Raw genomic sequence first — 13,836 nt, forward strand, 5'->3', positions numbered from 1 at the left:
ATCACGCCTTGTCGCGGATCTGGCTCATCGTCCGGGTCGGCGTGATCGCCTCCGGGTCGAGCCTGATTTCGACGATCGCCGGCTTGCCGCTGGCGAGGGCACGCTCGAAGGCCGGGGCGAACTCCGCGGTCTTCTCCACCGTTTCTCCATGGCCGCCATAGGCGCGGGCGAGGGCCGCGAAGTCAGGGTTCTTCAAATCAGTGGCGATGACGCGGCCGGGGTATTCGCGCTCCTGATGCATGCGGATGGTGCCGTAGATGCCGTTGTTGACGACGACGACGACGATCGGCAGGTCGTACTGCACGGCGGTGGCGAACTCCTGCCCGTTCATCAGGAAGCAGCCGTCGCCCGCGAAGGCGACCACGGTTCGATCCGGAAACAGCTCTTTGGCGGCGACCGCAGCAGGCGTGCCATAGCCCATCGAGCCTGAGGTCGGTGCTGCTTGTGTGGCGAAGCGCCGGGAGCGATGGAAGCGATGCACCCAGGTGGCGTAATTGCCGGCGCCATTGGTGAGTATGGCGTCATCGGGCAGCATCTTTTCCAGGTAGTTCATGATCGGCCCCATCTGGACCGAGCCGGGGCCGCTCTCCGGCGGCGTCGACCAGTCGAGATAGGCGGCATGCAACTTTGACGTTTCGGCTGCCCAACTCGGAGCCGAGACCGGCTTGCGCTTGGCGAAGGCCTCGACAAAGGCGGATGGCGAGGCGTTGATCGCCAGTGCCGGCCGGTAGACGCGGCCAAGTTCGCCAGCGTCGGCATGGACATGGACCAACGCCTGGTCCGGATAGGGGCTTTTCAAGAGAGTGTAGTCGGACGACGGCATTTCACCCATGCGGCCGCCGATCAGCAGCACGAGATCGGCCTGCTTGATCGCTGTCGCGAGCTTCGGATTGATGCCTATGCCGACATCGCCGGCATAGTTCGGATGCAGATGGTCGAACAGCATCTGGCGGCGGAACGAACAACCGACCGGCAGCGACCACGCCTCGGCGATCGTGCGCATTTGTGCAACCGCCTCGGCATCCCAGCGCGTGCCGCCGAGGATGACGAACGGCCGCTTGGCGTTGGCCAGCAATTTCTCCAACGCGTCGAGTTCGGCTTCGCCGGCTCGCGTTTCGACCGGTGTGTGGGCCAGCGCGATGGGCGCTTCGACGACGCTGGTCAGCATGTCTTCCGGCAGCGAGATGACGACCGGGCCGGGGCGGCCCGATGTCGCCACCGCGAAGGCGCGGGTGACGAATTCCGGGATGCGCGACGCGTCGTCGATCTCGACCACCCATTTGGCGATGTCACCGAAGAACCTGACGTAATCCACCTCCTGGAACGCCTCGCGCTCCTTGGCGTGGCTGGCGACCTGGCCGATGAACAGGATGACGGGTATGGAATCCTGCATGGCGATGTGGATGCCGGCTGAGGCGTTGGTGGCGCCGGGGCCGCGGGTGACGAAGCAGATGCCTGGCTTGCCAGTCAGGCGGCCGTGACAATCGGCCATCATCGCAGCACCGCCTTCCTGGCGGCAGACGATGGTGCGGATCGCTGAATCGTGCAGCGCGTCGAGCACCGCCAGATAGGATTCACCGGGTACGCAATAGATGCGGTCTGTGCCGTTGGCTTCGAGCGCGTCGACGATCAATTGTCCGCCGGTCTTCATTGTCCAGACTTCTCCAGTTCGGCAAGGATTTCTTGCGTGTGCTCGCCCAGGCGCGGCGAGGGGCGTCCATAGACGAGCGGCGTACCAGACATGATCATCGGCGCACGCACCGACGGCAGAAGGTTGCCGTGGCCGTCGTCGAGATCGAGCCGCATGCCTCGCGCGATGGTCTGCGGATCGGCGAACATCTGGCCGATCGTGTTGATCGGGCTGGCCGGCACGCTCGCCGCTTCCAGCCTTGCCAGCAGCGGATCGCGATCAAAAACCTTCAGCGCCTCGATGATGCGTTCGCGCAGCTTGACCCGGTTGGCGACCCGGGCCGGATTGGTCGCAAAGTCGGGATCGACAGGCAAATCGTCCAACCCGACGGCAGCGCAGAATTTCGCGAACTGGCCGTCATTGCCGACCGCCAGGATGATGTGGCCATCCCTGACCGGCACCACTTCGTAAGGGGCGATGTTCATATGCGCATTGCCCATCTGCACCGGCGACTTGCCGGAAACGAGATAGTTGAGGTTCTGGTTGCCGAGCGCCGAGATCTGGGTGTCGAAGAGTGCCATGTCGATCTGCTGGCCTTCGCCGGTCTGTTCGGCATGGCGTAGTGCAGCCTGGATGGCGATGACCGAATAGAGGCCGGTGAAGATGTCGGAGATGGCGACGCCGGCCTTTTGCGGCTCGCGGCCGACCTCGCCGGTGATCGACATCATGCCGGCCATGGCCTGGATGATGAAGTCATAGCCGGCGCGTGGCGCGTATGGGCCATCCTGGCCGAAGCCGGTGATCGAGCAATAGACGAGGCGGGGGTTGATCTCGCGCAGACTGTCATAGTCGAGGCCGTATTTCTTCAGGCCGCCGAGCTTGAAATTCTCGATCAGCACATCCGACGTCGCGACCAGCCGGCGCACGGTCTCGGCGCCCGCCGGCGTCGAGAAGTCGATGGCGATGGAGCGCTTGCCACGATTACAGGAATGGTAATAGGCAGCCGACAGGTTCTCGCCATCCTTTCCCATGACGAAGGGCGGACCCCATTTGCGGGTATCGTCGCCACCATCGGGGCTCTCGACCTTGATCACATCGGCGCCGAGATCGGCAAGCAATTGCCCGGCCCATGGCCCGGCAAGGATACGGGCGAGTTCGACGACGCGGACGCCTTTCAGCGGGGGTTCGGCCATAAATCACCGTGGTTGCTGCAATCACCTTGATTGCTGCGAATGCAGAGCCTCTATCAAGCCCTGCAATGGCTGTCACGGCTCTTGCGATAGGCCAATCCCTTCAGCCCTTCAGCACGCCGTCGGCCCAGGTCGCAAAATCATCCATGATGATGTCGCGATTCACTTCGTTCAGGCTTTCGTGGCGGGTGTCGGCGTAAACCTTTGAAACGAGATTCGAAAAGCCCATCGCACGCATGCGACCGGCAAGATGCATGATCCCCTTGCCGTAATCCGAGGCGGGATCTTTTCCGCCGCCAACGATGTTGACGGGGAGGTCGCGCCGGATGCCGGCAAAGCCGGCATCCTTGCCGCCGTTCAACGCCATCTCGACGATATCACGCCACATCGACACCGAGGCATCCCAGCCGCACAGCGGATCGGCGATGTATTTTGCCACCTCGGCCTCGTCGCGTGACAGCCAGTCGAACAGCGTGCGGTGGTTAGGCACCGCCTTGCCCCAGGCCTGAAAGGTGAGTTTCGGCAGCAGCCGCGACGGAACGTCCGAGCCCAGCCGGAACCGCTCCCAGGCAAGAATACCGAGCGCCAGCTGGCCGAGTAGGCCTTGAGAAAAATTGCCGTTCCAGATCGCGGCGGCATGAACGCGCGGCGAATGGCGCAGCAGGTAGTTCAGCGCCATGGACGCACCCATCGAATGACCAAACAGGATGACCAACCGGTTCGGGCATTCGCTGGCGATGACATCGTGAATGGCATCGATGTCGGCGATCACCTTGGCCGGGCCGTCCTTGCCGGCGAACCTGCCGAGCGGCGCGTCGGGGGCCTTGGTCGCACCATGGCCGCGATGATCGTGGACATAGACGTGGAAGCCGCGCTGGGCGAGGAAATCGGCGAAGCGAGCATAGCGCGCGGCGTGCTCGGCCAGTCCATGGTTGATCTGGACGACGGCACGCGGCCGGCCTTCGGCATGTCTGACGAAAAGATTGAGATTGGCACCGGTCGGCGAGGCAACCACGCGCTGCTGGCTGAATGACATGCCGCTTGGTCTCCAGGCTCCGGCACCATCGCGGCGCCGGCTTTGTTTGCGCCGGTGCCGGTTTTGCGTCAATCCGCTGTGCCTGCTTTTCCGCGACGATGTTTCTTGCGTTTGGCCAGCAAAATATCGCAATTCTGACATGGAGACAGCTTCAGTCTGTCGTCCACTTCTTCAGCCGGGGTTTTTTCATGCGCATTGGTGTCGTTTTCGGATTGGCCGTATTGGCGGCGTCGCTGGCTGGTGCGGCGCGTGCCGACGTCAAGTTGAGCGGCAGCTTCGTCGCCGACGCAGCCTGTCCGGCAACGCAAGCGATCAAGAACGGCAAGAACACCGGCAATGTCTCGACCGATGCCGGGCAGAGCTACCAGCTGCTTGCCGGCAACAAGGAGGCGCCGACGCATTACCTTATCCAGGTACCGGGCGCCGATCCGGAGCGACGGTGGGTGAAGGTTAGCTGCGGCCATGTCTCCGGCAGCGTGGCGACCGTGCCGGCAGCACCAGCCGGTAAAGGCAACCTGGCAATGTCCGGAAAACCCGAATACGTCTTCGCACTGAGCTGGCAGCCGGCTTTTTGCGAGACCAAGTCGAACAAGGCCGAATGCAAGGCGCAAAACCCGAACGAATTCGATGCCACCAACTTCACCTTGCACGGATTGTGGCCGCAGCCGAACGGCAATTTCTATTGCCAGGCGGCAGCTGGCGACAAGGCCAACGACATTCCGGCCCACTGGAAGGATCTGCCGCCCGTCAATCTGGACGCGGTCACACGCGCGGAACTCGACAGGGTGATGCCGGGCACGGCTTCGCAGCTCGATCGGCATGAGTGGATCAAGCACGGCACCTGCTACGGCAAGAGCCAGCAGGAATACTTCTCCGACGCGCTCAAGCTGATGCGTGAGGTGAACAACTCGCCGGTGCGCGGTCTCTTTGCCAAGAACATCGGCGGCAAGCTGACGGCGGACCAGATTCGCGGCGCCTTCGACGCCGCCTTCGGTGCCGGGGCCGGGGACCGTGTACGCGTGTCCTGCGTCATCGATCCGTCGAGCGGCCGGCGGCTGATCGGGGAGTTGACACTCGGCCTCGCTGGCCCGATCGGCCCCGACAGCTCGCTCAAGGGTCTGCTGCTGGCGTCGGTACCGACCAACAAGGCCGGCTGCCCGACCGGCACCGTCGACGCGATCGGGTTCCAGTAAGTGCGGGGTGCGGCTCCGGGCGGGTCCCGGCAGCGCGCGCTTCTCCACGTGACCGGCCAGACATGGCAAAAGCGATTGCCGTTCGCCGCCGCATCGCCTACATAGCGGCCAACCTCCACTCAATTCGACAAATCCAGTCGGTTTTCTGGATCAGTCAGTTTATCAGGGAAAGCGCGCGTGGCACGCCAGTTCATCTATCACATGGCCGGGCTCAACAAGGCCTACGGCACCAAGAAGGTGCTCGAGAACATCCATCTGTCCTTCTATCCCGACGCCAAGATCGGCATTCTCGGCCCCAACGGGTCGGGCAAGTCGACGATCCTCAAGATCATGGCCGGGCTCGACAAGGAGTGGAACGGCGAAGCCTGGCTGGCTGAAGGCGCCACTGTCGGCTATCTGGCACAGGAGCCGGCCCTCGATCCGAACAAGACCGTGTTCGAAAACATCATGGAAGGCGTCGCCGCCAAGACCGCCATCATCGAGCGCTACAACGAATTGATGATGAACTATTCCGACGAGACAGCCGACGAGTCGGCCAAGCTCCAGGACGAGATGGACCGGCTCAACCTGTGGGACCTCGAACAGCAGGTCGAAATGGCGATGGAAGCGCTGGGCTGCCCGCCCAAGGATTCAGAAGTCACCAAGCTTTCGGGCGGCGAACGCCGCCGCGTAGCGCTTTGCCAGCTCTTGCTGCGCCAGCCCGACCTTCTGCTGCTCGACGAACCGACCAACCATCTCGACGCCGAAACCACGGCGTGGCTGGAAAAGCATCTGCGTGCCTATCCGGGCGCCGTGATGATCATCACCCACGATCGCTACTTCCTCGACAATGTCACCGGCTGGATCCTCGAACTCGATCGCGGCCGCGGCATTCCCTATGAGGGCAACTACACCAAGTACCTCGAAGCCAAGGCCAAGCGGCTCAAGCAGGAAGGCCGCGAGGACGACGCCCGCCAGCGCGCCATCGGCCGCGAGCGCGAATGGATTCAGTCGAGCCCGAAGGCGCGCCAGACCAAATCCAAGGCGCGTATCCAGGCTTTCCAGGATCTTTTGGATGCAGCCGACAAGCGGCGTCCGAGCGATACGCAGATCGTCATTCCGCATGGCGAGCGGCTCGGCAATGTGGTGATCGAGGCGGAAGGCCTGTCGAAGGGCTTTGGCGACACGCTTTTGATCGACGGGCTGGAATTCAAGCTGCCGCCCGGCGGCATCGTCGGCGTCATCGGACCCAACGGCGCCGGCAAGACGACGCTGTTTCGCATGATCACTGGACAGGAAAAGCCGGATGCCGGCACGATCCGCGTTGGCGAAACGGTGAAGCTCGGCTATGTCGACCAGAGCCGCGATGCGCTCGATCCGTCGAAGACGGTGTGGGAAGAGATTTCCGGCGGCGCCGAAGTGGTCAAACTGGGCAAGTTCGAGGCCAACACGCGTGCTTATTGCGCCTCGTTCAACTTTCGTGGCGGCGACCAGCAGCAGAAGGTCGGCAATCTCTCGGGCGGCCAGCGCAACCGCGTGCACTTGGCCAAGATGCTGAAGACCGGCGGCAACGTGCTGCTGCTTGACGAACCGACCAACGATCTCGATACGGAAACGCTGGCCGCGCTGGAAGACGCACTGGAAAACTTCGGCGGCTGCGCGGTCATCATCTCGCACGATCGCATGTTCCTCGACCGCCTGGCGACGCACATCCTCGCCTTCGAAGGCGACAGCCACGTCGAATGGTTCGAGGGCAATTTCGAAGATTACGAGCAGGACAAGATCCGCCGCCTCGGGCCGGATGCCGTCAACCCGCACCGCATGACGTACAAGAGGCTGACGCGGTAAGGGGCAGAGCCGTTGCGGGTGATCGGCGTTTGACCTAAATTGACCTGACGGAGCTGGACATGATCACAGTCAAACTGCCGCAAAAAACCGAGAAGCTCCTAGCCGACATGGCCAAGGCCAGTGGTCGCACGGCCGATCAGGTCGCAGTTGATGCGATCCTCGAGGCTATCGAGGATTGGCAGGACGCCAGGATTGCCGAGGAGCGCATCAGGAATGATGACGGCGTTCGTGTCCCGCTGGAGGAGATGATCCGCAAGCTTGAACTTCGTGAAGTCGAGGAGCGCGGCAAGAAGCCCGCCGCTGGATGAGTTGGCGTGTCGAGTTCACGCTGCGAGCCAAAAAAGATATTGAGCGGCTTTCGACAAAAGACCAGCGCCGAATCCTGGAATTCCTCTCTGGAAGAGTTTCGGCGCATCCCGATCCGAAAGTTCTGGCCAAGCGTCTGACCGCGACCAAAGAAGAAGCTTGGCGATTTCGCGTCGGCGACTATCGCATCATCGTCCAGTTCTGGGATAGCCGTCTTGTCGTCCTGGTCGTGGAAATAGGCAACCGTCGCGAGGTCTATCGATGAATAACGGCGGCGTTTTACAAAAGCCCGATTGGTCAGCCGCTCAGTACCTGAAATTCGAGGATGAGCGCACGCGGCCCGCGCGGGACTTGGTGGCGCAGGTGCCGGTGGATTTTCCGCGCCGGGTCGTCGACGTCGGCTGCGGGCCGGGCAATTCGACCGAGCTGCTTGTCGCGCGCTGGCCGAATGCGCAGGTAAGCGGTTTCGACACTTCGCCCGACATGATCGAGAAGGCGAAGGCGCGTCTCCCCGAGGTCACTTTTGATCTCGCCGATGCCTCAAAATGGCAGCCGGCGGAGCCGGTCGACGTGATCTTCGCCAATGCGGTGTTCCAATGGCTGCCCGAGCATCCCGCGGTCTTCCAGCGGCTGATGGGCTTCCTGGCGCCGGGTGGCGCCTTGACCGTCCAGATGCCCGACAATATGGGCGAGGACTCGCACCGCCTGATGCGAGAAACCGCCGCCGAAATGCCGTTTGCCGCCAAGATGAAGGGCGCGGCGCGCGCCCCCCTGCCGCCGGTGTCGTTCTACTATGACCTTCTTTCGCCGCTCAGCGATCGGCTGGACATCTGGCACACGATCTACAACCACCCGCTTGCCGACGCCGAGGCGATCGTCGAATGGGTGAAGTCGACGGGTTTGAAGCCCTTTGTCGACCCGCTCGATGCGAATGAGAGGGCGCTGTTCCTAGACAGCTACACGGCCAAGATCGCCAAGGCCTATCCGAAGACGGCGAGCGGCAAGGTGCTTTTGCGCTTTCCGCGCATCTTCATCGTCGCCAAACGGGCCTGATTATCCATCTTGCACGACGCCTGTTGTCGCCGCTTGACCCCGTTTCGCCGCCATGCGCAATTCATTCCGATGGGATGACAATGCCCGCGTGGCAGGGGTGGATAATGACACTGAAAAAGATGCTTTTCGGCGGTGGCGTGTGCGCGGCGGCACTTCTGGCGTTCTCGATCTCGGCGGAGGCCAAGCGGGCGCGCTGCTTCACCAGCGATGACGGTTATTTCGCCTGCAGCTATCGCTCGATTGACGGCGCCGGCAGTTTCCGCATCTCGGCGCCGGGCTATCCGACCTATGTCCTGGAGATCGACGAGCCGGGCTTTGCCTATGGTTATGTCAATCTCGGCCACCGCAATGTGCCGCTGCCGGGGCAGTTCGTGCGCAGCCGCGACGATGGTGCCTGCTGGAACAACCCGCAGACCAACACCAAGATGTGCGCTTGGTGAGGATTGGCTTAAGTCGGCCTAAACCTTTGGTTTAAGTCGGTGTAAACCGCCGCGGTGAGAAAACTGTTGCGCCGGCGCATTCCGGCGTCCACATGAAGCCTGGAACGCCGGACGGACTGGATATATGCATCGCGTCATCATCAGCGGCATCGGCGTTGAAATCCCTGAAGCCACAATCACCAATGAAGAACTGGTCGCCAGCTTCAATGCCTGGGTCGACATGGAGAATGCGCGCCGCCTGGGCACCGGCGAGCCGCCGCTGCCGAAATCCGACAGTGACTTCATCGTCCACGCTTCGGGCGTGCGCACCCGTCACGTCATCGAGCGCGAGGGCATTCTCGATCCGACCCGCATGGCGCCGCGCATTCCGGCACGGCCCGACGATGCGTTGTCGCTTGAAGCCGAGTTCGGTATCGCCTCGGCCAAGAAGGCTCTCGACCATGCTGGCCTAGACCCGTCCGATATCGACCTTGTGATCTGCTCGGCCTCGCACCACCAGCGGCCCTATCCGGCGATCGCCGTCGAAATGCAGGAGGCGCTGGGCACCAAGGGCGCCGGATTCGACATGGGGCTTGGCTGTTCGTCCGCCGCGGCGGCCCTTCACATGGCAGTGAATTTGGTGCGCTCGGGCGCGCACAAGCGCATTCTGGTGACGACGCCGGAAATCATCACCGGCCATCTCAATTTCCGCGACCGGCAGACGCATTTCATCTTCGGCGATGCCTCGGTGTCGATGGTGGTGGAGGGACTTGCTCAGGGCGACAAACGGCCTGGGCGTTTCGAGGTGCTGGACACACGCATCTGGACGCAGATGTCGAACAACATCCGCACCAATCTCGGCTACCACACCCGAACCGCCCAGGACGACCCCTACATGATCAACCTGGAAGGCAATCTGATCAAGCAGGTCGGTAACAGGGTGTTCAAGGAAGTCACCGTTGCCGGGCAGAAGTTCATCGTGGAATTCCTCGCCGAGCACGGCCTGACGCCACAGGCGGTGAGGCGCTTCTGGCTGCATCAGGCCAATGCGCGGATGAATGCCATGATCCTGAAACTGTCATTCGGCCACGAGGTCGATCACGATCGCGCGCCGATGGTGCTTGAACGGCTTGGCAACACGGCGGGCGCCGGCGCCATCGTTGCACTTTCGGAGAACCACGCCGACATGAAACCCGGCGATTTCGGCCTGATCTGTGCCTTTGGCGCGGGCTATTCGATAGGCGGCGCGCTTCTCAGGATGCTGTAGAGAGCTATTCGTGCCAGACCGGTGCGAACGGCACCAGCATCGGTACCCGCCTGATGTAGTCGTCATAGGCGCTGCCCAGCTCGCTGCGCAGGAAGCATTCCTCGAGCTTTGCCTTCATGACGATGCCGATGGTCAGCAGGAGGGCGCCGGCAACACCCCAGACAGTGCCTTTCGCCGCCATGGTGGCAAGGATTGCCAAAAGCAGTCCTGTGTAGATCGGATGGCGGACGAGGCCGTACGGGCCAGTGTCGACGACACGGTGCCCGGCCTTGGCGGTGACGGTGCCCGACCACAAGCGACCGAGATGCAGGCGCGCCCACCAGCAGAGGGCGAAGCCTACGGCAATCAGTGCGACGCAAATCCAGGCTTCGGCAAGGTTGGGAGACCACAGGCGAAGCCGGCCGACATAGTTATGCGCCGGAATGAAGAGCAGGATGGTGCCGGTCATCAGAGCCGCGCGGTAAGGCGCCTCGGCCCGGAAGCCGGCACGCTTCGAGGCTTTGTCGGCCCAGAAGGCGGCAGCGGCCCACGACACCACCCAGATCAGCCAAAGAAGCGTGATTGCCGTCCCGGGACGCATGAGACCCTCCGCGATGGTTCGGAGGCATCATGTAGCCGGCACAGCGCGGCGGCAATGCGGCGCTGTGTGAGAGTGGTTCGATTCAGGTAAGAAGATCGTGACCCGCAGCGGACCTCATTCATTGGGACAGTTAAACATCCACTGCACGCCGAAGGCGTCGACCAGCATGCCGAACCTGGTTCCCCAAACTTGCCTCGCCAGAGGGACGGTGATCCGGCCAGCCTCACCCATGCGGTTGAAAAGCCCGCGCATCGCGGTCAGGTCGTCGAATTCCAGCATCAAGGCGGAGCCTTTCATTGGCTCCGCATCGTCATTGTCCGAAGCGTGGAACAGGACGCCTGGGCCTTCGAACCGCGCGTGCAGCACCTTTCCACGCATGGCTTCGGTTCGCACCGGCATATCGTTGTCGCCCCAGCGCAGCAGGATCGTCCCCCGGCCAAGGCCGCACTGCTCGTAGAAGGTCAGTGCAGGTTCGCAATTGGTGGTGAAGAACAGGGAAGGGGAGAGCCGCATGGGTTTGCTTTTTGCCGGATCAGTGCGCGGCGGCGGTGGCGGCAGTGATAAGCGCCTCGCCCGTATATTGCCTGTCACCGATCCCCCAGCCGCCGTCGGGTGCGTTGACGATGTTGATCCAGGTGTCTTCGGGCCGGTGGTTTGGCTCGCAAAGCTCGGCGACGATCCCGGCGGCTGCGGTGATGAAGCTATTTCGAGCTTCGATCGAACCGAGGCCGATGTTGGGCAGCTTCAGCTCGACCATCACGACCGGGCAATTGACGCCGCCGGCGTAGATGCGATGAAGCGGCAGGACATGGACCGTGCCGCCGACGATCGCGGTGAAGAACGGATTGCCGGTGGCGCCCGAGGCTTCGATGAGGGCGGTGCTGAGACGCGGCAGGATCTCGCGTTCTCCCGCAGGGGTCAGTACGCCTTCCGGCGCGGTCACGGTGATTGGCATTTGGCTCTCTCCTGTTCGCTGGTTTGCATAGCTTCCGGCGGATATTCGTCCGGCTTGCGATGTTTCGTATCAATTGTTACGTTACAAGAAGAAGGCGAGTCAACAGGTTTCGTATCGATCGATATGGAAGATTTGGAAAAGCCCCGTGGCGGACGGCCGCGCGCATTCGACCCCGACCGGGCGCTGGATGCGGCGATGCATCTATTCTGGGAGCATGGCTATGAGGCGACGTCGCTGGCCATGCTGCGCGAGGCGATGGGCCTGACGCCGCCGCAGATCTACAACGCGTTCACCGACAAGGAGACCTTGTTCCGCAAGGCACTGACGCGCTACCACGAAACCGAGATTGGGTTTGCGCTGGAAGCGCTGAGCGCGCCGGTATCGACGCGGGAAGCGATCCGGCGGTTGCTGGTCGGCGCGGCGGAGGCGTATTCCAGGCCCGGCAAGCCTGCTGGCTGTCTGTTCGTCAGCGGCGCGTTGGCAGCCTCGCCGCAGGCGCAAGCCATCGCCGATGAACTCAAGATCTATCGCAAGGCAAGTGAAGCGGCGATTGCAGCCCGGCTGGCCAAGGGCAGGGCAGTGGGCGACCTCCCGGAAAACCTCTCGGTCGAGGGCTTCGCCAAATACCTTGCCGGCGTGATGACTGGCATGTCGATCCAGGCTCGGGACGGCGCTTCGGTCGAAGAGTTGCGCGGTTTGGCCCAAACCGCTCTTGCGGCCTTGCCAGCCGAAGGGCAAAACCAAGCGGCATCATCCAAGGAATGAAGCCATGCTGGATCTCTTCCCCCAAGCTGAAAAGCCGGTTGAAATCGTCCCCGCGCGAAAGCTTGTCGCCAAGGCGGCAGCACTTTACGCGGCACCATCGGATCATTTCCAGACGCGCCCGGCGGACGAATTGCGGCTGGGTTTCGGCGGTATAGCGGGCGATTTCCATGCCGGGTCGACGCGGCGTTCGGGCGGGCGCGAGCCCTGGTATCCGCGCGGCACCGAAATGCGCAACGAACGGCAGATATCGATCGTGGCATTGGATGAACTCGCCATCGTCGCGGAACGGATGAGCCTGGCCGAGATCAAGCCGGAGTGGATCGGCGCCAACCTGGTGATCGAAGGAGTGCCAAACCTCTCAATGCTGCCGCCCGGCACGCTGCTGTTCTTCAAGGGCGGCGTGACCATCAAGGTCGACGCGCAGAACGGCCCTTGCCGAATCGCCGGCCGTTCGATCGCCGAACATGCAGGGATGGCCGATATCGAGGCCGGTGCGCTGTTGTTCCCGAAAGCGGCAAAGCGGCTGCGTGGCGTCGTCGCCTGGGTCGAGAAGCCGGGAACGGTCAAGGCCGGCGAAGAAATCTCGGTGCGTGTGCCGGAACAGTGGATCTATCAAGCCTGAGAGCAGGCTACGCCGCCCATGGAGCGGCGTAGCAAAAGCGCTGGGCTTCAGCCCTTGCGGTTCTTCTTCTCGCCTTGCGCCATGATGGAAACGTGGTCCCACTTTTCCCAGGTGGCGATGCGGTTTGCGTATTCCTGTTTGATCATTGGCAGGCCGCCGTCGCCGAAGAATACCCTGAGCGGCGGCTCGGCGGCGTCGACAATGGCCAGCATGGCCGGCCCGGTGGCCTCGGGATCGCCCGCGACCGAATTGGCGCGGCGCTCTGCCATCTTGGCGCGGGCGGGCGCATAGGCCTCGATCGGTTGGGAGACCTTTGCCGACGGGCCGGCCCAATCGGTGGAGAAACCGCCGGGTTCGACCAGCGTGACATGGATACCGAATTCCGCGACCTCGATGCTCAGCGACTGGCTGAAGGCTTCCAGCGCCCATTTCGAGGCGTGGTAGAGGCCGAGCAAGGCAAAGGCGTTGACGCCGCCGATCGACGAGATCTGGATGATGTGGCCGGACCGCTGCGCCCGCATGATCGGCAGCGCTGCCTGGGTGACCCAGAGCGCGCCGAAGACATTGGTTTCGATCTGGTCTCGGGCTTCCTGCTCGCTGACTTCTTCGATGGCGCCGAAATGGCCATAGCCTGCATTGTTGATGACGACGTCGAGCCGGCCAAAGCGCCTGTGCGCCTCGGCGACAGCGGCATCGACGGCTTTCTTGTTGGTGACGTCGAGCTTCATCGCGGCAATGTTTTCGCCGTACTTCTCGACGAGATCGGCGAGCGTGCCGGCATCGCGGGCGGTCGCGGCAACGCGGTCGCCACGCGCTAGTGCTGCCTCGGCCCAGACGCGGCCAAAGCCCTTCGACGATCCGGTGATGAACCAAACCTTGTTTGTCATAGTGTGGAGTCCTTGCCCCTGCGGGCGTGATTTCGGTGGAAACGGAGGCTACTCCGCTTTGAGGCATATACGGTCTATCGCCTGATTTTCCAGAGGCCGAGGCGAA

General features: G+C 62.7%; 16 protein-coding genes. 9 read left to right on the forward strand and 7 right to left on the reverse strand.

The window, feature by feature from the left end; translation table 11 throughout:
* Window position 1: 1 nt before the first annotated feature.
* The 3 genes from NKJ01_RS16785 to NKJ01_RS16795 form a co-directional block, all read right to left on the reverse strand.
* Window positions 2-1,651: a thiamine pyrophosphate-binding protein gene (locus NKJ01_RS16785; RefSeq protein ID WP_352729509.1), complete on the reverse strand. Its 1,650-nt coding sequence runs from the start codon at window positions 1,649-1,651 to the stop codon at window positions 2-4.
* Complete coding sequence (locus NKJ01_RS16790; protein WP_352729511.1) at window positions 1,648-2,823, reverse strand: CaiB/BaiF CoA transferase family protein; 1,176 nt, start codon at window positions 2,821-2,823, stop codon at window positions 1,648-1,650. The genes NKJ01_RS16785 and NKJ01_RS16790 overlap by 4 nt, the downstream gene beginning before the upstream one ends.
* A gap of 100 nt (window positions 2,824-2,923) precedes the next feature.
* Complete coding sequence (locus tag NKJ01_RS16795) at window positions 2,924-3,856, reverse strand: alpha/beta fold hydrolase (RefSeq protein WP_352729513.1); 933 nt, start codon at window positions 3,854-3,856, stop codon at window positions 2,924-2,926.
* Window positions 3,857-4,044: 188 nt separating this feature from the next.
* Here NKJ01_RS16795 and NKJ01_RS16800 point away from each other — a divergent pair, with 188 nt between their 5' ends.
* The 7 genes from NKJ01_RS16800 (at window position 4,045) to NKJ01_RS16830 (ending at window position 9,921) form a co-directional block, all read left to right on the forward strand.
* The gene (locus tag NKJ01_RS16800) at window positions 4,045-5,049 is read left to right on the forward strand and encodes a ribonuclease T2 family protein (RefSeq protein ID WP_352729515.1); all 1,005 of its coding nucleotides are present in this window, start codon (window positions 4,045-4,047) and stop codon (window positions 5,047-5,049) included.
* Between the two features lie 177 nt (window positions 5,050-5,226).
* Window positions 5,227-6,876 (forward strand): energy-dependent translational throttle protein EttA, encoded by a 1,650-nt coding sequence (ettA, locus tag NKJ01_RS16805; protein WP_023756970.1) that lies wholly within the window; start codon window positions 5,227-5,229, stop codon window positions 6,874-6,876.
* Window positions 6,877-6,935: 59 nt separating this feature from the next.
* Window positions 6,936-7,184 carry a DUF6290 family protein gene (locus NKJ01_RS16810; protein ID WP_352604237.1) on the forward strand — a complete coding sequence of 83 codons (249 nt, stop codon included), beginning with the start codon at window positions 6,936-6,938 and terminating at the stop codon, window positions 7,182-7,184.
* Window positions 7,181-7,447 (forward strand): type II toxin-antitoxin system RelE family toxin, encoded by a 267-nt coding sequence (locus NKJ01_RS16815; protein WP_023756972.1) that lies wholly within the window; start codon window positions 7,181-7,183, stop codon window positions 7,445-7,447. Before NKJ01_RS16810 ends, NKJ01_RS16815 begins: the two co-directional genes overlap by 4 nt.
* On the forward strand, window positions 7,444-8,235 hold the full coding sequence (gene tam, locus NKJ01_RS16820; protein ID WP_352729518.1) for a trans-aconitate 2-methyltransferase: 792 nt from the start codon (window positions 7,444-7,446) through the stop codon (window positions 8,233-8,235). The genes NKJ01_RS16815 and tam overlap by 4 nt, the downstream gene beginning before the upstream one ends.
* Before the next feature lie 104 nt (window positions 8,236-8,339).
* Window positions 8,340-8,675 (forward strand): hypothetical protein, encoded by a 336-nt coding sequence (locus tag NKJ01_RS16825; RefSeq protein ID WP_352729520.1) that lies wholly within the window; start codon window positions 8,340-8,342, stop codon window positions 8,673-8,675.
* A 124-nt stretch (window positions 8,676-8,799) separates the two neighbouring features.
* Window positions 8,800-9,921: a beta-ketoacyl-ACP synthase III gene (locus NKJ01_RS16830; protein ID WP_023756975.1), complete on the forward strand. Its 1,122-nt coding sequence runs from the start codon at window positions 8,800-8,802 to the stop codon at window positions 9,919-9,921.
* 4 nt (window positions 9,922-9,925) lie between these two features.
* Here NKJ01_RS16830 and NKJ01_RS16835 read toward each other — a convergent pair whose 3' ends face one another.
* From NKJ01_RS16835 to NKJ01_RS16845, 3 genes are all read right to left on the reverse strand, one after another.
* Complete coding sequence (locus tag NKJ01_RS16835; RefSeq protein WP_352729522.1) at window positions 9,926-10,501, reverse strand: methyltransferase family protein; 576 nt, start codon at window positions 10,499-10,501, stop codon at window positions 9,926-9,928.
* 114 nt (window positions 10,502-10,615) lie between these two features.
* A complete protein-coding gene (locus NKJ01_RS16840; RefSeq protein ID WP_023756977.1) occupies window positions 10,616-11,014 on the reverse strand; it encodes a VOC family protein in 399 nt (132 codons plus the stop codon).
* A 19-nt stretch (window positions 11,015-11,033) separates the two neighbouring features.
* Complete coding sequence (locus tag NKJ01_RS16845) at window positions 11,034-11,456, reverse strand: tautomerase family protein (protein WP_023756978.1); 423 nt, start codon at window positions 11,454-11,456, stop codon at window positions 11,034-11,036.
* Between the two features lie 195 nt (window positions 11,457-11,651).
* Between NKJ01_RS16845 and NKJ01_RS16850 the strand changes: the two genes are divergently transcribed.
* Together NKJ01_RS16850 and NKJ01_RS16855 are read left to right on the forward strand one after the other, a co-directional pair.
* Window positions 11,652-12,221 carry a TetR/AcrR family transcriptional regulator gene (locus NKJ01_RS16850; RefSeq protein ID WP_352729524.1) on the forward strand — a complete coding sequence of 190 codons (570 nt, stop codon included), beginning with the start codon at window positions 11,652-11,654 and terminating at the stop codon, window positions 12,219-12,221.
* Between the two features lie 4 nt (window positions 12,222-12,225).
* Window positions 12,226-12,843, forward strand: a complete 618-nt coding sequence (locus NKJ01_RS16855) for an MOSC domain-containing protein (protein WP_352729526.1) — start codon at window positions 12,226-12,228, stop codon at window positions 12,841-12,843.
* A 47-nt stretch (window positions 12,844-12,890) separates the two neighbouring features.
* On the opposite strand, the gene NKJ01_RS16860 is transcribed toward NKJ01_RS16855, so the two are convergent.
* Entirely contained in the window at window positions 12,891-13,730 is an 840-nt protein-coding gene (locus tag NKJ01_RS16860) for an SDR family oxidoreductase (RefSeq protein WP_352729528.1), read from the reverse strand.
* Between the last annotated feature and the right edge of the window lie 106 nt (window positions 13,731-13,836).

The sequence above is a fragment of the Mesorhizobium sp. M0276 genome (genome assembly GCF_040321755.1).
Lineage (GTDB): Bacteria > Pseudomonadota > Alphaproteobacteria > Rhizobiales > Rhizobiaceae > Mesorhizobium.